This window comes from Iodidimonas sp. SYSU 1G8 (assembly GCF_039655775.1).
Classification (GTDB): Bacteria; Pseudomonadota; Alphaproteobacteria; order SMXS01; family SMXS01; genus RI-34.
In genome coordinates, this window is the sequence record NZ_JBBYXJ010000002.1 from 343615 (window position 1) to 363756 (window position 20142).

Below are 20142 nucleotides of genomic sequence, written 5' to 3' on the forward strand. Positions count from 1 at the left end.
CCCGGATGATACGCCGCCGTGAGCGCGGCCAAGTCGCGCCCTGTTATAACGGGGTTTGCATCATTGCCAAGTGGGGTTGTGGACCCCCCGGCGGCGCTCAGTCGGTCGTGCTTGCCGGCGCCGGCGCGGTGGTGTTTACCGCGGTGTGCTTGGTGCGCGTGTCCAGATCGGGCATGTGAATCGCCGCCAGATCGGGAATCTTGCCGCTCAGGGCGGGCACGTCCTTGCTGGCCATCTTCGCGTCCTCGTTGCACATGGGCGCCGAGTTGGGCGGCAGGAACGAGGTCTCGAACTGGCCGCGCAGCACGGCGCCGTCGCCCTGGGCCAGCACCGCGGTCACGGCGGCCGCCATGTCCTCGCAGAATTTCGGGTTGTTGAACGTGTTCAGCGAGAAATAATTGGCCATCGACGTCATGTACTTGTTCAGCGCCGCCTGGTGGCCCTTGCCATGGCTGCGCTGGAAGTAGGCCTGCATCACTTTGGAATGGCTGGTCAGCTCGCTGTTATAGCGGGTGATGAAGGTGTTGTAGTTGTCGTACATCTTCAGGCTGGACTTGTGCACGCACTTCAGCGCCGCCACCATCAGGGCCGACTGCAGGCCACGGGCATGTTCCGCCGTGGTTTCCGCCTGGGTCATGCAGGGAAGCGCGGCGGCCTGTCCCGCGATGCCGAACGTCGCGGCCAATGCGACCAGGACGTGCAATGTGCGACGTAGCGAGCCGCGGAATCCTGCGTGGCCTCGAAGAATACGAATGTGACCTCTCCTTGTCGTCGCCGGTTCCGTGCGCTTCAAGGTTGCGCGCACGGCGTCGGATAGCCCCCCGCGCCCACTATAGGCCGGAGCGACTCAAATCTCAAAATCCGAATTGTTGCGCGGCAGGGCGTCCTCGCCGAAGCGGATCGACGGGCCTTCGGCACGGATGCGCTCGCGGGCCGTCAGCGGCTGGTGATCGCCCGCGATCTCGATGGTGTAGGCGCCGACCACCGTGTTGGACCGCACGTCCTTCTCGGCCAGCGCGACCAGACCGTCGATTTCCTCGCCCGAGGCGACGGTCGCGTCGCGGAGGTGCTCGCTCCAGCCGGCGTCCCGGTTGAAATAGACAATGATGCCGTCGCGCAGCCGGTTGGCCGTCACTACCCTGTAAACGCTCTGATCGCCGTCCGCCATTGGCGGCCTCCCTCTGGTTTGGCGCGCGGCGCGCGCCGGAATGCCTGCTGGCGCCTGTTTGACAATACCAGCCGGGGCGGCGGCAAGCATTTTCTGCCGGCGCGTGAGTGGCAAGGCTTCGTGCGGGTCGCTTGCCGCGCCCTATGGCGGCGACTATACAGGACGCACCGACCCCTGCGCAGCGCGCCGAAGGAAAACGCCCTTGTCAGACCAGAACGGCTATTATTTCGAGGATCTCGCCGAAGGCATGTCCGCCTCCTACGCCAAGACCGTCACCGAGGCCGACATCATCCTGTTCGCCGGAATTAGCGGAGACACCAACCCGGTTCACCTGAACGAGGAATTCGCCGCCGCGACCATGTTCAAGGGGCGGATCGCCCACGGCATGCTGTCTGCCAGCTTCATCTCCACCGTGTTCGGGACGAAGCTGCCTGGTCCCGGCTGTATTTACATGAGCCAGTCGTTGCGTTTCAAGGCGCCGGTCCGTGCCGGCGACACGGTCACGGCCAAGGTCACCATCGCGGAACTCAAGCCGGAGAAGAAGCAGGCTCGTTTCGAGTGTGTGTGTCTGGTCAATGGCAAGGCGGTGCTGGATGGCGAGGCGCTGATCCTGGTTCCGTCGCGTCCCGCCTGAGCCGCGAAAAATCCATGAAGCTGTTCCGGCACCTGGACCATTTGCCGCCCGATGTGACCGGGTCGGTTGTCGCCTGGGGCAATTTCGACGGGTTTCACAAGGGCCATCAGGCGGTCGTGGGCCGTGCCGCCGCCATTGCCGACCAGTTGGGCGCGCCGCTCGCGGTGATGACCACCGAGCCGCACCCGTCCCAGTTCTTTCGCCCCGACACGCCGTCCTTCCGGCTGATGAGCCTGCGCTCGAAGGCGCAGGCCATCGAGGCATTCGGCGCCGACGTGCTGTTCGTCCTGTCCTTTGATTCGGCGCTCGCCGGCACCCCGGCCGAGGCATTCGTGCGCCAGGTGCTGATCGGCCAGCTGCAGGCGCGCCATGTGGTCACCGGCTGGGATCAGCGCTTCGGCAAGGGCCGGGGCGGCGACGCCGACCTGTTGCGACGCATGGGCGCCGAGGCAGGTTTCGGGGTCTCGGTGGTCGAGCCGCTGCGCACCGGCGGCGACGTCTATTCGTCGTCGCGGGTCCGCGAGCACCTGCGCCAGGGCGAGCCGCAGCGCGCCGCCGCCCTGATGGGGCACTGGTGGCGTATCGAAGGCCGGGTGGAACAGGGCGACCAGCGTGGCCGCACGATCGGATTTCCGACAGCGAATGTCAGCTGGGGCGACTATCTCGAACCCCTCCTGGGCGTCTATGCCGTGCGCATGCATGTGGAGGATGGACCGCGCGCCGGCGTTTATGATGGCGTCGCGAATCTGGGTCGGCGCCCGACCTTCGGCAAGACCGCCATCTCGTTCGAGGTGCATCTGTTCGATTTCGATGGCGACCTCTATGGCGCCCATGCGGGTGTCGACATGATCGATTTCATCCGTCCGGAGCGGAAATTCGATGGATTGGCGGCGCTGACGGCACAGATCGCGCTGGATAGCGCCCAGGCGCGCCGCCTTCTCGCCGAGCCTGCCGCCGCCCGCGACCGGTTTCCGCCGGTCACCCGTCACAGCCCGGTAGAACCGGCCTCGACAGCACCGGGGCTGGCCTGATAAACACTCCGTCCGGAATGCCCGGTCACGCCAAGCGATTAGGACGAATGCCGACTCTGTTTTCCGTCAGTTTCCCAGCCGCCGTCTCCGGGGCCTCCCGGTGAGCGCGCGTACGACCACGGGTTTCGTCGTGATGGCGGCTACCGTCGCGCTTGATCAGGCGTCGAAATGGTGGCTGCTGGGTCCCTACGATATCGGTACGCGCCAGCCCGTCGAGGTCACGAGTTTCTTCAATCTGGTGCTGACCTGGAACACGGGGATCAGTTTTGGCCTGCTGGGCACCTATGGAGACCTGACTCGCTGGCTGCTGACTGGATTTGCGGTCGCCGTTGCGATCGCCCTCGCGGTCTGGATGATCCGGGCCACCAACCTACTTCTAACCGTGGCGCTCGCCTTCGTTATTGGCGGCGCGCTGGGCAACGCGATCGACCGCGTGGTGCATGGAGCGGTGGCGGATTTCTTTGATTTTCATCTGGCGGGATGGCACTTTTGGGCCTTCAATATCGCCGACAGCGCGATCTCGATCGGCGTCGCCCTGCTGCTCTGGGACGCGTTCTTCGGAAGCGGCCGGCGGCAGAGCGAATAACGGAACAGGACGGAATCATGGTGGCACGGAACTCGGTCGGCCTCTCTGTGGCGTTGGCTCTCCTCGCGGCGGGCTCGCTGAGTGGCTGTGGCGGACTGAAGGACGCGCTTGGCGCGAACAAGTATCCGCCGGACGAATTCGCCGTGGTGTCCAAGCGCGCGCTGGTCATTCCGCCGGACTACAATCTGCGCCCGCCGGGGCCGAACCAGCCCAAGCCGCGCGATGCCGACCCCTCGGAAATGGCCATGCAGGCACTGTTCCCGGAAGCCAAGCTGGAAGCCGCAGCCGGTTCCCCGGCCGAGCGCCAGTTGCTCAACGCCACCGGCGGCGCCACCGCCGACACCGATGTTCGCTCGGACCTCTCGACGCAGGGATCGGTCGTCAACAAGGGCAACTTCACCGAACAGCTGCTCTACAACGACAAGGTGGAAGGCGCGCCGGAAACCAGCATCCGGCGACAAAGCCCGAGCCAGCCCGCGTCGACGCCGGACCAGTAGGGAGAGCGATCCTGAGACAGGCCGTGCGGCACCCCCGCCACTTTCTCGGTTTCCTCGTCGCGCTGGTGATGGCTCTTGCCGGGCCTGCGGCGGTGTCCGCCGCCGAACCGCTCGACATTCACGAGTTCAAGCTGGCGAACGGCCTGCAGCTGCTGGTGATCGAAGATCACCGCGCGCCGATCGTCACCCACATGGCCTGGTACAAGGTCGGCGCCACCGACGAGTTCGCCGGTAAGACCGGTCTTGCCCACTTCCTCGAGCACCTGATGTTCAAAGGCACCGAAAAGGTGCCGTCGGGCGAGCTGTCCAAGATCGTCGCCCGTAATGGCGGCCAGGACAACGCCTTCACCTCCTCGGACTATACCGCCTACTTCCAGCAGGTCGCCGCCGACAAGCTGGCGCTGGTGATGGAGATGGAGGCTGATCGCATGGCGAATTTGCGCATCGCCGAGGACCAGGTGGATCAGGAGCGCCAGGTGGTGATCGAAGAGCGGCGCACCCGGGTCGAGAATTCGCCGCCCGCCCTGTTCGGCGAGCAGCTCGACGCGGTCCAGTTGCTGGCGCATCCCTACCGGATTCCGGTGATTGGCTGGATGCACGACATCGAATCGCTGACCCGCGCCGACGCGCTGGGCTTCTACAAGCTGCACTATGCGCCCAACAACGCGGTGGTGGTCGTGGTCGGCGATGTGGAAGCCGAGGCGGTCAAGGCCCTTGCGAACAAGACCTATGGCGCGCTCCCGGCCAAGCCGGTGCCGCCCCGCATGCAGGGAAAGGAGCCGCCGCAGCTTTCAGCCCGGTCGCTGACCATGCGCGACCCGCGCGTCAGTCAGGCGTCATGGCTCAAGACCTGGATCGCGCCCAGCATCCATTTTGGCGAGAGCAAGCACGCCATCCCGCTCGAAGTGCTCAACGACATCATTGGCGGCGGCACCACCAGCCGGCTTTACCAGACGCTGGTGGTGGAAAAGAAACTCGCGGTCGATGCCGGCTCCAGCTATGGCTCCGACGGCCTCGGTCCGTCGCGCTTTGGCGTCTCGGTGACGCCGCAGAATGACGATTACGCGCCCATTCCCGCGGCGGTCGAGGCGGTGCTTGCCCAGATCCTGCGCGATGGTGTCACCGACGAGGAACTGGCCCGGGCGAAGAAGTCGCTGAAGGCCGCGGCGATCTATGCCCGTGACAGCGGCCAGGGCCTCGCCAACATCTTCGGCGCGGCGCTGGTGCGGGGCGAGACGGTCGCCGACGTGCTGGCATGGCCGGACCAGATCGAGGCCGTCACCAAGGACGACATCATGGCCGCCGCGCGCGCCGTGTTCGTCGAGGAACATTCCGTCACGGGCCTGCTGCTGCCGGCGGCTCCGGCGCAGGAGCCAGCGCCATGATGGCCCGAATCTTCGCCGCGATCCTCCTGATCTGCGCGTATGGCGCGCGCGCCGAGGCGGTGGAGATCAAGGAAGTGGTCAGTCCGGGCGGCATCAAGGCTTGGCTGGTCGAGGAACATGGCATTCCGCTCATCGCCGTGGATTATGAGTTCAAAGGCGGCGCGTCGGCCGATCCCAAGGGCAAGGAAGGCCTTGCTTATCTGGCGTCAGGCCTGCTCAACGAAGGCGCGGGCGAGCTGGACGCCCTGGCGTTTCAGAAAGCGCTGGACGAACGGGCGATCCGCATGGGCTTCACCGCCGGGCGCGATCAGTTCAGTGGCACGCTGAAGACGCTCAGCGAAGAAAAGGACGAGGCGTTCAGGCTTCTTGGTCTGGCGCTGGCCCAGCCGCGGTTCGACGCCGATGCGGTCGAGCGCGTGCGCGAACAGGTTCGTTCGATCCAGCGCTCGGAAGACGACAATCCCCGCTCGGTCGCGGGCAAGGCCTGGATGCGGGCGGCCTTCGGCGAGCATCCCTATGCCAGCAACCCTACCGGAACCCCCGCGAGCCTTTCCGGGCTGACCGCGCAGGATCTGCGCGGCTACGTCACCGCGACTTTCGCTCGAGACCGGCTGATCGTCAGCGTGGTCGGCGATATCACGCCCGAGGAGTTGGGAGCGCTGCTCGATAAGGCCTTCGGCGCGCTGCCGGCACAAGGCAAGGCAGCCGAAGTGGCCGATATCGCTCCGGTGCTTGATGCCAAGGTCCAGGTGATCGACACGGCCGTGCCCCAGAGCGTCGCCATGTTCGGCATGCCCGGCCTCAAGCGCGACGATCCCGACTGGTACGCGGCGCTGGTGATGAATCAGATCTTCGGCAGCGGCGGTTTCTCGTCGCGGCTGATGGAAGAGGTTAGAACCAAGCGCGGCCTCACCTATGGCGTCGCCACCTATCTCATGCCGATGGATCACGCCGCCCTGCTGCTGGGAAGTGTTGCCACGGTGAACGCGCGCATGGGCGAATCCAAGTCGGTCATCGAGGGCGAGATCGCCCGCATGGCCCAGACCGGCGCGACCGAGGCCGAACTGGCCGACGCCAAGACCTATCTCACGGGCTCCTATGCGCTCAATTTCGACACCAGCAGCGCCATCGCCGGCCAGCTGACGGGCATGCAGCGCTATGGTTTCGATACCGACTACATCAATGAGCGGAACAGCTACATCGAGGCGGTCACGCTGGCCGACGTCAACCGGGTCGCGCAGCGCCTGCTGGATCCAAACCGGACGTTCTGGGTTATCGTAGGCCAGCCCGAAGGGCTCAGTGCCGCAACGGAGAAACCGACACCGTGATCCCGCTCAGTCAGACTCTGGATGCCTGCTTCGAATCGGCCGTCGGTTCCGGCGGCGTGAGCCAGGCGGCGTTCGAGACGGCGATGAAAGCGGCATCGGCGGGCGTCGCGCGCATCCGCAAGGCGTATCGCGACGGCGCGTGGCCGTTGCTGCGCCTGCCCGAGGATACCACCGACCTCCTGAGCCTCACCGATATCGCCGGTCTGCTGTCGCGCCAGAGCAAGCATGTGGTCGTGCTCGGCATTGGCGGCTCCAGCCTGGGCGGTCAGACCCTGACGGCACTGGCGCCGCGCGGCAATCTGCCCGTGGTCGAATTCGCCGACAATCTGGATCCGCGCGCCCTGGGCGAATTGCTGACCAGCATCGATTTCCTGGCGACCAGCTTCATCGTGGTGTCCAAGTCGGGCGGCACGCCGGAGACGCTGGCCCAGCTGCTCGTCGTGCTCGACGCCTATCGGGCCCGCGGTCTCGAGGAAGAGGTCGGTGCCCGCGTGCTGGCCATCGCCCAGCCGGGAACGAGCGCGCTGCGGGATATCGCCCGGCAGTGGTCCATCCCGGTGCTCGATCATGATCCCGATCTCGGCGGCCGCTTCTCCGTCCTGTCGGGTGTCGGCCTGCTGCCGGCCGCGCTGGCCGGTCTCGACCTGTGGGCGATCCGCGCCGGCGCCGCCGCGGTGCTCCGGGACCTGCTGCACTCGGACAATTCCTCGCCGGCCATGGGCGCGGCGATGGCCGGCGCTCTGGCCGCCAAGGGCGTGACCACGCTGGTGATGATGCCCTATGTGGGCCGCTTCGAGCGGGTCGGCCACTGGTACCGCCAGCTTCTGTCCGAAAGCGTCGGCAAGGATGGCAAGGGGCTCACGCCGCTCGCCGCGCTGGGGCCGGTCGACCAACACTCCATGCAGCAATTGCTGGTGGACGGACCTTACGACAAGTTGGTCACCGTCATCACCGCCGACATCAAGGGCTCGGGCCCGACCGTTCCGGCCGATCTCGCCCAGGACAAGGCCCTCTCCTTCATGGCCGGGCGCACCATCGGCGACGTCGTCGACGCGCAGGCCCGGGCCAGCATGGATGTGCTGATCCGCAAGGGCCATCCGGTCCGGCACATCGCCGTCGGCGAGCCGGACGAGAAGGCGCTCGGCGCCCTGTTGATGCACTTCATGCTGGAAACCATCATCATCGGCGATATGCTGGGCGTCGATCCTTTCGACCAGCCCGCCGTCGAGCTGGGCAAGGTCCTCACGCGGGAATACCTGCAAAACCCATGACCATTCGCCTGCTGCCGGAGACCACCGTCAACCGCATCGCCGCGGGAGAGGTGGTGGAGCGGCCGGCCAGCGCCATCAAGGAACTGGTCGAGAACGCCATCGACGCGGGTGCGCGCCATGTGGACGTGGTGCTGGCGGGTGGCGGCATCGAGTATATCGGCGTCACCGACGACGGCATGGGCATGAGCCGCGAGGACCTCGAGCTTTGCATCGAGCGGCACGCGACCTCCAAGCTGCCCGACGACGACGATTTGCTCCGGGTGGAATTCCTGGGCTTTCGCGGCGAGGCGCTGCCGTCCATCGGCGCGGTCAGCCGCCTCACCATTTCCAGCCGGGCGCGCGGCGCGGCCGAGGCCTGGCAGATCGCCGTCGAGGCTGGCCGCAAGCTGCCGGCGCGTCCTGCCGCGCTCAATCACGGCACCAAGGTCGAGATTCGCGACCTGTTCCATGCCACTCCAGCCCGGCTGAAGTTCCTCAAGGGCGAGCGGACCGAACTGAACCAGGCGGTCGACACCATGCGCCGTCTCGCCATGGCCAACCCGGAAGTCGGCTTTACCCTGACCCACGATCAGCGTGTGCTACTGCGCGTGCCTCCCGCGCCGGGCGATCTGTTCGATCAGCGGCTGCTGGCGCGGCTGTCGGCCCTTCTGGGCGCGGATTTCGGCGAGAACACTCTGCCCATCGACGCCGAGCGCCGGAATTTTCGTCTGCGCGGCTTCGCGGGCGTGCCCACCTACAATCGCGGCAATGGCCAGCATCAGTATCTGTTCGTGAACGGCCGCACCGTGCGGGACAAGCTGTTCGTCGGCGCGGTACGCGGCGCCTACGCCGATTTCCTGGCGCGTGACCGCCACCCGGTGCTGGCGCTTTTCCTTGACGCCGAACCCGAGGACGTGGACGTGAACGTTCATCCGGCCAAGGCGGAAGTTCGCTTTCGCGATGCCGGGGTGGTGCGCGGCCTGATCGTCGGCGCCCTGCGCAACGCGCTGGTCGCGGCGGGCCACCATGCCTCGACGACGGTCGGCGCCGCGGCCCTCGGTGCCATCAAGCGCGAGACACCCGCCTTCTCGGCCAATCCCATCTTCGCCGAGTTCAACCGACCGCTGGCTGTCCCGCCCGGCTTTGGCGACGGACGTGATCAGGCGGCGTTCGCCTATGGCTCGGAGCCGTCCGCGCGCGTCGATACGGCACCTTCGGCCGTGGTGCCTCTCGCCGCCGAGCCGCAGCCCGAAGCGCGCTATCCGCTGGGCGCCGCCCGCGGCCAGCTGCATGAGACCTACATCATCTCGCAGACCGAGGACGGCATCGTCATCGTCGATCAGCACGCCGCGCACGAACGCCTGGTTTACGAGCGCATGAAACAGGCGCTGACCGGCCAGGGTGTCGCCCGCCAGATGCTGCTGCTGCCCGAAGTGATCGAGCTTGACCCGGCTGCCGCCGATCAGCTGATCGACCGCGCCCATGAACTGGCTGAACTGGGACTCGCCATCGAAGCCTTTGGCCCTGGCGCCGTGGTGGTGCGCGAGGCGCCCGCCTTGCTGGGCGACTGCGACATCAAGGGATTGGTCCGCGATCTCGCCGACGATCTCGCCGAACTGGACGAGGCGCTCAGCCTGAAGGAACGTCTCGAGGATGTCTGCTCCACCATGGCCTGCCATGGCAGCGTGCGCGCCGGTCGGCGGCTGACGGTCACCGAAATGAACGCACTGATGCGCGAAATGGAGGCAACCCCCCATTCCGGCCAGTGCAACCATGGCCGTCCCACCTATGTGGAACTGAAGCTCAAGGATATCGAACGTCTATTCGGGCGGCGCTGACTTGCGCCGCTTGGCAGCCGTCGCCTCCCGGGACTCCGGGGGTTTCGGCATTGTCTTTATCAGCGTATCCGCTTCGCTCGCCGCCAGACGAAGATACATGGCGACGCTATCGGCGCCCACCAGTTCCGCATCCTTCTCGAGATAGCGGACAGCCTCGAGAATCGCCCGAAGCGTCTCGCGCTCTGTCATTGCCCAACCTTGTTCGAACTTAAAATGGTGTGCCCAGCAATATGCGGATCAGCGTAATGCAACTTGATGCAGGCAACAACGCCCGTGGGTGCTCAGGGTTCGTAGCGGGCGAAAACAATATGGCTGCCGCCATAGGCACGCTGATCGGTTTCGGCGAAGCCCGGCGGTAGGGTCACCGCCTCGCCGGATGCCGTTTCGATCACCACCGTCGCTCCCGGCGACAGCCAGCCGCCGCGCGCGGCGGCCTCCAGAGCGGGATTCACCAAACCCTTGCCATAAGGCGGGTCGAGAAAGGCGAGCGTCGCGCCCACCTCGGATGGCCTCAGTTGCGCCGCGTCTGCCCTGACCACGGTGCATAGCGCGGCTGCCTTCGCCGCGTCGATATTGGCCCTGACAAGCGCCAGCGACCGGGTGTCCATGTCGACGAACACGGCCCGTGCCGCGCCGCGCGACAGCGCCTCCAGCCCCAGCGCGCCGGTGCCGGCGAACAGGTCGAGCACGACCGCGTCCCGCAGCACGGGCGGGTTCATGTGGGCGATGATGTTGAAAAGGGATTCGCGTACCCGATCGGTGGTCGGGCGCACCCGGTCGTCCTCCGGCGTCTTCAGCCGGAGACCGCGAAAGCGGCCGCCGACGATCCGCATCAGACCGGCGTCCCGCGCATCATTTTGCCTTGAGCTGGAACGCCGCGCCCAGCTGCTGGCGCAGCACCGGCCGGTGCACCTCGCGCACCTCGCCGCGCTCCAGCACGCCGAGCTGGAACGGACCATAGGCGACCCGGATCAGCCGGCTGACCTGCAGCCCGGCGTGCTCGAGCAGCTTGCGGACCTCGCGGTTCTTGCCTTCACGGATGCCGACGGCGATCCAGGTGTTGGATGCCTTCCGGCTCTCGACCTCGACTTCGGCGGGCGCGTATTTCACGCCATCGACGACCACGCCCTTGCGCAGCGCCTCCAGGCGCTTGTCGTCCGGCTCTCCCCACGCGCGCGCGCGGTAGCGACGCTTCCAGCCGGTCTTCGGGCTTTCCAGATGACGGGCCAGCTCGCCATCATTGGTCAGCAGCAGCAGGCCCTCCGAGTTGATGTCCAGGCGGCCGACCGAGATCACCCGGGGCATGTCCTTGGGCAGGTTCTCGAACACCGTGTTGCGGCCCTTCGGGTCCTTGTGGCTGGTCAGCAGGCCCGGCGGCTTGTGGTACAGCCACAGCCGGGTCGGCTCGGCCGCCGCGATGGGCTTGCCATCGACGGTAATGATCTGCTCGGGCCTTACGTTCAGCGCCGGGCTGTCCAGCACCTTGCCGTCCACGGCCACGCGGCGTTGCTCGATCATGGTCTCCGCCGCGCGCCGCGACGCCACGCCCGCTCGCGCCAGCACCTTGGCGATCCGCTCGCCGTCCTTATCGCCCGTCTTCTCGTTCATGCGCGCACCATAGTGCGGATTGGGTTCCGGGGAAATCAGCTTTCCCGCAGCTCGAGCGTCAGGAACAGGCTGTTCGGGTCGGGCCCGTACACCCCGAAGGGCGGGCAGTCGGTGAAGCCCTCGCTGCGGTATAGCGCGTGGGCCGGACGGAAGAACGCCCACGACCCCGTCTCCAGGCTGAGACGCGTCATGCCCTCGGACCGGGCAGCGGCGATGATGTGGCGCAGCATGGCCCGTCCCGCGCCGCGGCCGCGCATGGCCTCGGCGGTGTGCATGGATTTCACTTCCCCATGGTCGTTCGACAGTCGCTTCAGCGCGCCGATGCCCGCCAGCGTGTCATCGATCCAGAGGGACCAGACACGGATATCGGGCGTCCTCAATCCGGAAACGTCCAGCGCATGGGCGCTTCCCGGCGCTGTTTCCGCCCGAGCCGTCGCGAGATGAATCGCGAACAGGGCGATCACACGTTCATCGTTGAAGTCGGCGGGAATAATCCGCATCGTACTGGGCTCCCCTATGGCCTCAGCTTACTCTGGTAGTCGCGCGGCCATGGAGAAGATTTGGAGGTGAGCGCCATGCTGTCGCACGTGCATCTGGGCATCTCGGACTTCCCCCGGGCTTTTGCGTTCTACACCGCCGTCATGAAGGCTCTCGGTTTCCCGCTCAGGTTCTGCGAACCGGACAAGGCGTGGGCCGGCTGGATGCCGTCTGCCGCGCCGCGCCCGCTGTTCCTTATCGGCCGACCCTATGATGGCGGTGCGGCCTCCGCCGGAAATGGCCAGATGGTCGCGTTGCTCGCCCCAAACCGTGCGACCGTTGACGAGACTCACGCCGCGGCCCTCCATGCCGGCGGACTGTGCGAGGGCAGGCCCGGGCCGAGGCCCCATTACCACGCGGATTATTATGGCGCCTACTTCCGCGATCCCGATGGCAACAAGATCTGCGTCTGCTGTCACGATCCGGAATAGGTCACGGCTTGACGGTGCTGGACCGTTTGCCCATGGTCCGCTGATGCATAACCGCTTCATGCAGATGGCGCTCGACGAAGCGGGCGCGGCGGCCCGGCGCGGCGAGGTGCCCGTCGGCGCGGTGCTCGTCGGACCGGACGGCGCCGTCCTCGCGCGCGACGGCAACCGCATCGTCGAACGGCGCGATCCGACCGCGCACGCGGAAATGCTCGTCATCCGGGCGGGCGCGGCGATGCTGGGCTCGGAACGGCTGACCGGCTGCGACCTCCACGTCACGCTCGAGCCCTGTCCCATGTGCGCCCAGGCGATGGCGTTCGCCCGTATCCGCCGGCTTTATTACGGCGCTGCCGATCCCAAGGGCGGCGGCGTCGATCATGGGCCGCGCCTCTTCGCGCTGCCGACGTGCCATCACGCGCCCGAAATTTATGGCGGTATCGCCGAGGGCGAAGCCGCCCGTCTGCTGAAAGACTTTTTCGCGGCGAGACGATAAGCTGGCCATCATGGATCTCTCCACCACCATCGCCGATCTGAAGACCTGGCTGTCCTTCGCCGGCGGCTGGACCGCCGAACATGTGCTGACACTCGCCACGCTCTGGCAGGCGCTGGTGATCGCCGTGACCTTCTTCGCCGCCCGGCTCCTGGCCAGGCCGCTCAGGGCCTGGGCGAAAAACCGTCCGGGACAGGCCAATGGCGCCGCCGAACGGACCCTGGAGGTGATGGTCCTGCTCATCACGCCGGCCATCTGGCTCGTCCTGCAATTGGTGCTCTATCAGATCGCGCGCGGGCTCGACCTGCACCGGTACGGCCTGCGCATCAGCATGACCCTGCTGGCGGCATGGCTGCTGATCCGCCTGCTCACTGCGCCTGTACGCAATCCGGCCATGGCCCGGCTGGTCGCCGTCGTCGCCTGGACGGTCGCCGCGCTCGACATACTAGGCATTCTCGACCAGACCATGATCCTGCTGGAACAGGCCGCCATTCCCATGGGCAAGGACAAGGTTCTGTCCCTGCGCAGCGTGCTGATCGCGGTGCTGGCGGTGGTGGTCTTCGTCTGGATTGCGCTGATCACGACCCAGTTCGTCGAACAGCGCCTGTCCCGCGCGCACAGCTTCACGCCTTCGGCGCGGCTGCTCCTGGCCAAGATCGCCAAGTTCACCCTGATCGCCATCGCGATTATCGTCGGCCTCGGATCGGCGGGCCTCGACCTGACCATCTTCGCCTTCTTCGGCGGCGCACTCGCCGTGGCGGTCGGTTTCGGCCTCCAGAAGGTGACCTCCAACCTGTTCAGCGGATTTATCCTGTTGCTCGACCGCTCCATCAAGCCGGGAGACGTGGTCGAGCTTCAAGGCACCTATGGCTGGGTCAACAAGCTGGCCACGCGCTACACCTCGGTCATCACCCGCGATGGCACCGAATACCTGATCCCCAACGAGGACATGATCACCCAGCCGGTGGTCAACTGGTCGCACTCCAACCGGCTGGTGCGCCAGCATGTGAAGATTCGCGTGTCCTATGACAGCGACATCAATCTGGCGCGATCGCTGTGCATCGACTCGGCCAAGGAAACCGAACGCGTGCTCGATACGCCGTCGCCGCTGTGCATGCTGCTGGACTTCGAGGAAAGCGCCGTCATCCTCGAGTTGCGCTTCTGGATCGAGGATCCCCAGAACGGAATCACCAACGTGCAAAGCGACGTGCGCCTCAAGATCTGGGACAAGTTCCAGGCATCGGGCATCCGCTTTCCCTTCTCGCAGCACGATCTTCACATTGTCACCCGCGGTCGCCGTACGCGCGAGAACGACGAGGGTACGCAAGCGTGAGCCTCGGCCGCACCCTGCTCGTCGCGGTCCTGATCGTCGGTGCCGCCTATGCGGCTACATGGCTCTGGCGCAGCCAGGACAAGCCGGACAACGCGCTGGCCGGCGCGGAATGCTGGTTTCCCAAGCCCGCCCTGCGCAGCGCTGAATGCTATCGCTTCACCGTCCCCGAAAGCCGGGAGACGGCCAGCAACCGAACGGTCCGGTTCCCGGTCGTCATCCTGCGCAGCCCGTCCACTCCCGCCGAGGAACCGCCGGTACTTCATCTGATGGGCGGCCCGGGCCAGCCGGCGGGTATCGCGACGGCGGCGGACATCAACGCATGGGGCCGTGTTCTCGACCGGGCCGACTGGGCACGGGACCGCGACCATATCCTGGTCGACACGCGCGGCATCGGCCCGTTGGCCAGTCCCCATCTGCGCTGCGCCATGCTCAGCGACGTTCGCCTCGCGCTCACGCTCGACCGGCTTGAAAGCGATCCCGCGGCGCGGGACGCGGCGATCGAGCGGACGGTCGGCGCCTGCCGTGACGCGCTGCTCAAGGCCGGAGTCGATCTGGCCGCCTATGATACCGAGGCCACGGCCCTTGACCTGATCGCGCTGCGCGGCGCCCTCGGTGTGCCGCGTTGGACGGTCTATGGCATCTCCTATGGCTCTCGTCTCGCGCTCGAGCTCATGCGGCGGGATGCGGCGGGCACTCATGCGGCCATTCTGGATTCTCTCGTCCCTCCGAACGTGCCGGCGCTGGCGGCAGCGCCCGCCAATCTGCAGCGCGCCCTCACCCTGCTCTATGCCGATTGCGAGGCCGACCCCGCCTGCGCCGGCGCCTATCCGTTTCTCCAGCGCGATCTGGAACGCACGGTGCTGGCCTTTCGGGCAAGGCCGATAGCCCTTACCCTGACCGACCCGGATCGGAAGGGCCGGCAATTGACGGTAACGGTCGATGACGGCGTCTACCTGCAGGTGATCGAATATGGGTTGATGGTGAGCGAATGGCTGCCCTTCCTGCCCGGCATCGTCAACGATACGGCCAAGGGCGGCACGGTGTTGTTCTCGCATCTGGCCGCCCAGCTGATGTTCGATGCTTATGCGGACGGCGACGCCAACGCCCTGCTGCTGTCGGCCCTGTGCCGTGAGGAGTTGCCGTTCAACAGTCCCCAGGCCTTCGCCCGCGCCCGAGACACCCATCCGCTGCTGCGGCACTTCGATCTGGAGGCGCCTGTCCGCGCCCAGTGCGCGGCGTGGCCGGCCGGCGTGGCGCCGAAGGGGTTCCGGGAACCGGTCAAGAGCGACGTGCCGACGCTGCTGGTCAACGGCGCTTATGATACTCGAACCCCGCCGACTTATGCCGAACGGCAGCTGGTGCATATGAGTAACGCGTTCCGGGTTGTCCTCCGGGCCCGGGGCCATGCGCCGAGCGCGACCAGCGCCTGCGCCCAGGCCGCCATGGCCGCGTTCCTCGATTCACCGCGCCAGCCGGAGCCGCCAACCTGCCTGCATTTCCAGCGGCCGCCCCGTTTCATGACGCGCGGCGGCGAGGCTGACCGCATAAGGCGGTTGTAGAATACCACTTTTCGTTTCTTTTCCCCTCAGGGCGCGGCTTGTCCCCAGCCGGCATTGAATTCCCTGTCGCGTCACCCCTGATAACCTATAAAATTCGAAACACATTAGGGGGGCGGCATGGCGTGGATCGAACGGGTCTTTTCAGCGGACGGCTTCATGCCGCATGGGCACTGCTACCTGTGGGAACCACATATTCTGTGGCTCCACCTGATTTCCGACGCCGTCATCGGTCTGTCCTACTTCTCCATTCCCGTCGTGTTGATGCTGTTTTCGGCCAAGCGCGGCGACCTGAAGCTGAACGCGATCTTCTATGCTTTCTCCGCCTTCATCCTGGCCTGCGGGCTGACCCACCTGTCATCCATCGCGACCATCTGGTACCCGTACTATCTGCCGCAGGGTCTGCTAAAGGGGGTCACCGCGGCGATTTCCCTGGCGACCGCGTCGGTGCTCTGGCTGATCCTGCCCCGACTTGTCGCCTTGCCCAGCCCGGCGCGGCTGGCGGCGGCGAACGAGCAGCTCGCCAACGAGATCGCCCTGCGGCGCGAGATGGAAGCCCTTGTGAAGTCGCAAAATCAGGACCTGCGCGCCGGCAGCCGGGCACTGGCCATGCGAGATCACGCGCTGGCCCAGGCGGCGGCGGCCATCGCCATCGCCGACCTGACGGGAGAGATCACCTATTGCAACCAGTCCTTCGCCGATCTGATCGGCCTTGCCGGACCGGATGAGGCGGTGGGGCTGAACGCCCTTCAGTTCGCGCCCGATGGCGAGGCGGCACTGGGGCAGTTGTTGCAGAACGGCAGGTGGATTGGCGAGGTCCAGGTGCGCCGGCCCGACGGCTCCGTGCGCGAAACCGCCGTCGCGGCCAGCATGGTCGATTTCGGCGACAGCAGCCCGCACCGGATCATCGCGTCGTTCATGGACGTCACCGACCAGCGGGAAGTACAGCGCGCCCTCGCCAAAAGCGAGGCGCGCCTCGCCAATGCCCAGCGCCTCGCCCGCATGGGCAATTGGGAATGGGATATCACCGCCGATCAGTTCTCCTGGTCCGACGAAGTCCGGGTCCTGTTCTCCATGGCCGACGACGCGGACAGCGGTGGGCTCGCGGGCGTGCTGGATTACGTGCATCCCGACGACCGGGAAACCCTGCGCACGCGGCTGAATCGCTGTCTCGCCGGCCCGCCCGGCACCTTTTCCATGGATTACCGTGTGCCGCGACCCGATGGCTCTGTCGCGACCATCCATGGACAGGCCGAAACCCTTTTCGATGCCGATGGCAAGGCCATCCGGATGACCGGCACCGTGCAGGATATCAGCGACCGGGTACAGGCCGAGGCGGCGTCGCGGCGCACCGAGGCGTTCCTTGACCTCATTGTCGAGAACATTCCCGCCATGCTGTTCGTCAAGGACGCGCAGGAGCTGCGTTTCGTGACCTTGAACCGCGCCGGCGAGGATCTGCTGGGCTACGACCGCACGGAACTGATCGGCCGCAACGACCGTGATTTCTTTCCACCCGATCAGGCGGACGCCTTCATTCGCGCCGATCGCGCCGTGATCGCGGCGGGTCGTCCGCTCGTCATCCCCGAGGAAGCGGTGAACACGCGCCATCAGGGCCAGCGGCTGCTGCGGACCATCAAGATCCCGGTCCATGACGAGGCGGGCGCGCCGCTCTACCTGCTGGGCTTTTCTCTCGATATCACCGAACAGATACAGCTGGAGCAGCAGTTCCGCCAGGCCCAGAAAATGGAGACCGTCGGCCATCTTACCGGCGGGGTGGCCCATGATTTCAACAATGTGCTGATGGCCCTGCAGCTCAATCTGGAAATGGTGCAGGAGCGTCTCGCCGGCGACGAGGAAGGCAGCGACGCGCTGCGTGTCGCGCTGAACGCCGTGGAGCGCGGCGCGGCGCTGACCGGCCGTCTGCTGGCCTTCTCACGCAAGCAGCCGCTGCAGCCCGCGACCATCAACGTCAATACGCTCGTGCGCGAGATGATGCGACTGCTGCACCGGACGCTGGAGGAGGACCTGGATGTGGAGACCGTGCTCGCGGCCGGCGTATGGTCCATCGAGATCGACCCGGCCCAGCTTGAAAACGCGCTGATCAATCTGGCGGTGAACGCGCGCGATGCCATGCCCGACGGCGGCAAGTTGACCATCGAGACGGCCAACACCCGGCTCGACGACGAGTATGCGCGCCAGTATGACGAGGTTCGCCCCGGACAATATGTGATGATCGCCGTCAGCGATACGGGAACCGGCATGACGGCGGACGTCCTGGAGCGCGCGTTCGACCCGTTCTTCACCACCAAGGACGTGGGCAAGGGCAGCGGCCTCGGTCTCAGCATGGTCTATGGCTTCGTCAAGCAGTCCGGCGGTCATGTGAAGATCTATAGCGAGCTCGGTCAGGGGACGACGGTGAAGCTGTATTTCCCGCGCACCGCCATGACGGCTGCCAGTCCCGACCGCATCGACGCCGCGCTGCCGATCCGCTCCGGCAAGGAAACCGTCCTGCTGGTCGAGGACGACCCGAGTGTACGCCTCGCCGTGCGCCGTTCCCTCAATGCATTCGGTTACGCGGTGCATTCGGTGGGCAGGGGTGAAGACGCCCTCCAGCTGGTCCGCGATGGACTGATGCCCGATCTGCTGCTGGCGGACGTTGTGCTTCCGGGGGGCATGAGCGGGCGCGAGGTGTCGGACGCCATCGCCATCCTGGCGCCGTCCTGCCGGACGCTCTACATGTCCGGCTACACCGACAACGCCATCGTGCATCACGGCCGGCTCGACGTGGGCGTCACGCTGATCTCCAAGCCCTTCACCCGGCAGACGCTGGCGGCCAAGATCCGCGAGGTGCTGGACGCGGAGTGACCCTCAGGCGCCCCACAGGGCGTAGACCGGGTCCTCGGGCGCCCGGCCGCCGCGCAGCGGCAGGCTGGCATAGACTGCGCGGTCCCAGATCGCCGTGGTCGGCCGGTTGACGTTCCAGTCCAGCACGAAGGCGCGGCCCGACAGCTTCCAGACGCCGCCGCGCCGTTCGAACCGGTCGAGGAAGCGGCCGCCGATCATGCGGTCCACCGTGCCCGAGGCGCGGGGCAGAACCTCGATCCGCGCCACCAGCGTCTCGCCCACCGCCCGGTCGCCGTCGATCTCGAAATAGTCGTTACCGATCAAGTGGGTGATGCGCTCGAACCGGTCGCGCACGCCCGCCCAGTAGTCGCAGAACCCCTCGAAGCCGCCGGAATACTCGCCATAGGACACTTTGGCGCCGGGATGCCACAAGCGGCGCATCAACCCATCGTCGGCCCGGTCGGCGGCCCGGCAATAGGCGGTGTTCAGCTCGTGCAGGGCCTGCTTGGACACGGCGCGGTCGATGACGGCGTCGCGGCTGGCCGCGTCGTGCCCGGACGGCGTGCCGGGCGCATGACGGGACGACCAGTCGGCGAATAGCCGCGTGGCGGGATCGTCGGCGCGGCGCCCGCCCATGGTCTGGCCGGCGAACAGCGGTCCGGTCAGGTCGAGCGTGCAGGGCAGGTTGATGTTCCAGTCCAGCACGAAGATCCGCTGCGTGATCTTCCAGGCGCCGCCGCGCCGCTCCAGCCGGTCCAGATAGCGGCCGCCCATCAGGCGCTGGACGCGGCTCTCCTCGTCGTCTTCCTCCCGGTAGGCGAGACCGTAGGATTCGGCTATCGCCTTGTCGCCCTCTACCCGGATCCAGATGTTGGATGTCCGGTGCGTCGACAGCGGACGGTCCAGCGGCGCGCCTGTCACCAGCGCGGCGAACTCGTGCGCCGGTCCCTTGAACAGGCCGTAATCCACGGTTGCGTCGGCGTGATAGCATTCCTGCATCAGCGCCGTGTCCGACCGGTCGATGCCCCGGCCGTGATTGACCAGTACCTGCTCGATGGCATGCTTGTCCGCCACGTCGCGCAGCGCCGCCTCCAGCGCGGCGCTCATTGGAACAGCCCGCTATACAGCAGGTCGGCGGGCTTGCGATCGCCGCGCACGCCGAACCGCAAATGCCATTGCGCGGTGGACGGATTGTTCATGTTCCAGTCCATTACCAGCATCATGTGGGCGATCCGCCATTCGCCGGCGCGCCGCTCGTAATCGGCGGCATAGCGCGCGCCGATGAAGCATTCCATGCTCTGCCCCTCGGTGTCGTAGCTCAGCGCCGAGAATAGGCAGCATTCGCCGGCGGCCCGGTCGCCGCGAATATCGAACCATTCATTGGCGAGGCAGTGGGTGGTGCGCGGCAGGCTGCGTTCCAGACCGATGATGATGGGGCAGAATTCCTCGGCCGTGGTGTTCATCGGCCCAAAGGACACGGTCGCGCCCGGGTGGAAACTGCGCTGCAGCAGATCCAGGTCGCAGCGGTCGAGCGCGCGGCAATACAACGCATTCAGATCGTGGAGCGCCTGGCGCGACAGCACGCTGTCGAGCGGGTCGCCGGTGGCCGGACGGTTCGGCATCGGATGT

At 66.4% G+C, this 20142-nt stretch carries 20 protein-coding genes and 1 pseudogene; 13 read left to right on the plus strand and 8 right to left on the minus strand.

Annotation, left to right across the window (positions count from 1 at the left end; translation table 11 throughout):
• Positions 1–97 precede the first annotated feature (97 nt).
• Both WJU17_RS12705 and WJU17_RS12710 read right to left on the minus strand, forming a co-directional pair.
• Entirely contained in the window at positions 98–703 is a 606-nt protein-coding gene (locus WJU17_RS12705) for a hypothetical protein (RefSeq protein ID WP_346327772.1), read from the minus strand.
• A gap of 144 nt (positions 704–847) precedes the next feature.
• Positions 848–1168, minus strand: a complete 321-nt coding sequence (locus WJU17_RS12710) for a DUF2849 domain-containing protein (RefSeq protein ID WP_346327773.1) — start codon at positions 1166–1168, stop codon at positions 848–850.
• 247 nt (positions 1169–1415) lie between these two features.
• Here WJU17_RS12710 and WJU17_RS12715 point away from each other — a divergent pair, with 247 nt between their 5' ends.
• The 8 genes from WJU17_RS12715 to mutL all read left to right on the plus strand — a co-directional run bounded on the left by WJU17_RS12715 (position 1416) and on the right by mutL (position 9717).
• A complete protein-coding gene (locus tag WJU17_RS12715) occupies positions 1416–1802 on the plus strand; it encodes a MaoC family dehydratase (RefSeq protein WP_346328948.1) in 387 nt (128 codons plus the stop codon).
• A gap of 14 nt (positions 1803–1816) precedes the next feature.
• Positions 1817–2833 carry a bifunctional riboflavin kinase/FAD synthetase gene (locus tag WJU17_RS12720; protein ID WP_346327774.1) on the plus strand — a complete coding sequence of 339 codons (1017 nt, stop codon included), beginning with the start codon at positions 1817–1819 and terminating at the stop codon, positions 2831–2833.
• Between the two features lie 100 nt (positions 2834–2933).
• Complete coding sequence (lspA, locus tag WJU17_RS12725; protein ID WP_346327775.1) at positions 2934–3419, plus strand: signal peptidase II; 486 nt, start codon at positions 2934–2936, stop codon at positions 3417–3419.
• Positions 3420–3436: 17 nt separating this feature from the next.
• On the plus strand, positions 3437–3916 hold the full coding sequence (locus WJU17_RS12730) for a DUF3035 domain-containing protein (RefSeq protein WP_346327776.1): 480 nt from the start codon (positions 3437–3439) through the stop codon (positions 3914–3916).
• A gap of 23 nt (positions 3917–3939) precedes the next feature.
• Entirely contained in the window at positions 3940–5301 is a 1362-nt protein-coding gene (locus WJU17_RS12735) for a pitrilysin family protein (RefSeq protein WP_346327777.1), read from the plus strand.
• Entirely contained in the window at positions 5298–6629 is a 1332-nt protein-coding gene (locus WJU17_RS12740) for a pitrilysin family protein (RefSeq protein ID WP_346327778.1), read from the plus strand. Before WJU17_RS12735 ends, WJU17_RS12740 begins: the two co-directional genes overlap by 4 nt.
• Positions 6626–7900: a glucose-6-phosphate isomerase gene (locus tag WJU17_RS12745; protein ID WP_346327779.1), complete on the plus strand. Its 1275-nt coding sequence runs from the start codon at positions 6626–6628 to the stop codon at positions 7898–7900. Before WJU17_RS12740 ends, WJU17_RS12745 begins: the two co-directional genes overlap by 4 nt.
• Positions 7897–9717 carry a DNA mismatch repair endonuclease MutL gene (gene mutL, locus WJU17_RS12750; RefSeq protein WP_346327780.1) on the plus strand — a complete coding sequence of 607 codons (1821 nt, stop codon included), beginning with the start codon at positions 7897–7899 and terminating at the stop codon, positions 9715–9717. Before WJU17_RS12745 ends, mutL begins: the two co-directional genes overlap by 4 nt.
• On the opposite strand, the gene WJU17_RS12755 is transcribed toward mutL, so the two are convergent.
• The 4 genes and pseudogenes from WJU17_RS12755 to WJU17_RS12770 form a co-directional block, all read right to left on the minus strand.
• Positions 9700–9906, minus strand: a complete 207-nt coding sequence (locus WJU17_RS12755; RefSeq protein ID WP_346327781.1) for a hypothetical protein — start codon at positions 9904–9906, stop codon at positions 9700–9702. The two genes, mutL and WJU17_RS12755, sit on opposite strands and share 18 nt — an antisense overlap.
• 92 nt (positions 9907–9998) lie before the next feature.
• The gene (gene rsmD / locus WJU17_RS12760) at positions 9999–10550 is read right to left on the minus strand and encodes a 16S rRNA (guanine(966)-N(2))-methyltransferase RsmD (protein ID WP_346327782.1); all 552 of its coding nucleotides are present in this window, start codon (positions 10548–10550) and stop codon (positions 9999–10001) included.
• Positions 10551–10596: 46 nt separating this feature from the next.
• A pseudogene (locus tag WJU17_RS12765) lies at positions 10597–11295 on the minus strand (pseudouridine synthase); the annotation flags it as partial.
• Between the two features lie 65 nt (positions 11296–11360).
• On the minus strand, positions 11361–11825 hold the full coding sequence (locus WJU17_RS12770; RefSeq protein ID WP_346327783.1) for a GNAT family N-acetyltransferase: 465 nt from the start codon (positions 11823–11825) through the stop codon (positions 11361–11363).
• A 75-nt stretch (positions 11826–11900) separates the two neighbouring features.
• Between WJU17_RS12770 and WJU17_RS12775 the strand changes: the two genes are divergently transcribed.
• The 5 genes from WJU17_RS12775 (at position 11901) to WJU17_RS12795 (ending at position 18534) form a co-directional block, all read left to right on the plus strand.
• Positions 11901–12293 (plus strand): VOC family protein, encoded by a 393-nt coding sequence (locus tag WJU17_RS12775; RefSeq protein WP_346328949.1) that lies wholly within the window; start codon positions 11901–11903, stop codon positions 12291–12293.
• Between the two features lie 43 nt (positions 12294–12336).
• Entirely contained in the window at positions 12337–12783 is a 447-nt protein-coding gene (locus WJU17_RS12780) for a nucleoside deaminase (protein ID WP_346327784.1), read from the plus strand.
• A gap of 10 nt (positions 12784–12793) precedes the next feature.
• Entirely contained in the window at positions 12794–14113 is a 1320-nt protein-coding gene (locus tag WJU17_RS12785; protein WP_346327785.1) for a mechanosensitive ion channel domain-containing protein, read from the plus strand.
• Positions 14110–15672, plus strand: coding sequence for an alpha/beta hydrolase (locus WJU17_RS12790; protein WP_346327786.1), 1563 nt, complete (start codon positions 14110–14112; stop codon positions 15670–15672). The genes WJU17_RS12785 and WJU17_RS12790 overlap by 4 nt, the downstream gene beginning before the upstream one ends.
• Before the next feature lie 117 nt (positions 15673–15789).
• Positions 15790–18534, plus strand: coding sequence for a PAS domain S-box protein (locus WJU17_RS12795; RefSeq protein ID WP_346327787.1), 2745 nt, complete (start codon positions 15790–15792; stop codon positions 18532–18534).
• A gap of 3 nt (positions 18535–18537) precedes the next feature.
• Here WJU17_RS12795 and WJU17_RS12800 read toward each other — a convergent pair whose 3' ends face one another.
• Together WJU17_RS12800 and WJU17_RS12805 are read right to left on the minus strand one after the other, a co-directional pair.
• A complete protein-coding gene (locus tag WJU17_RS12800; RefSeq protein WP_346327788.1) occupies positions 18538–19620 on the minus strand; it encodes a nuclear transport factor 2 family protein in 1083 nt (360 codons plus the stop codon).
• Positions 19617–20135, minus strand: coding sequence for a nuclear transport factor 2 family protein (locus WJU17_RS12805; RefSeq protein WP_346327789.1), 519 nt, complete (start codon positions 20133–20135; stop codon positions 19617–19619). The genes WJU17_RS12800 and WJU17_RS12805 overlap by 4 nt, the downstream gene beginning before the upstream one ends.
• Positions 20136–20142 lie beyond the last annotated feature (7 nt).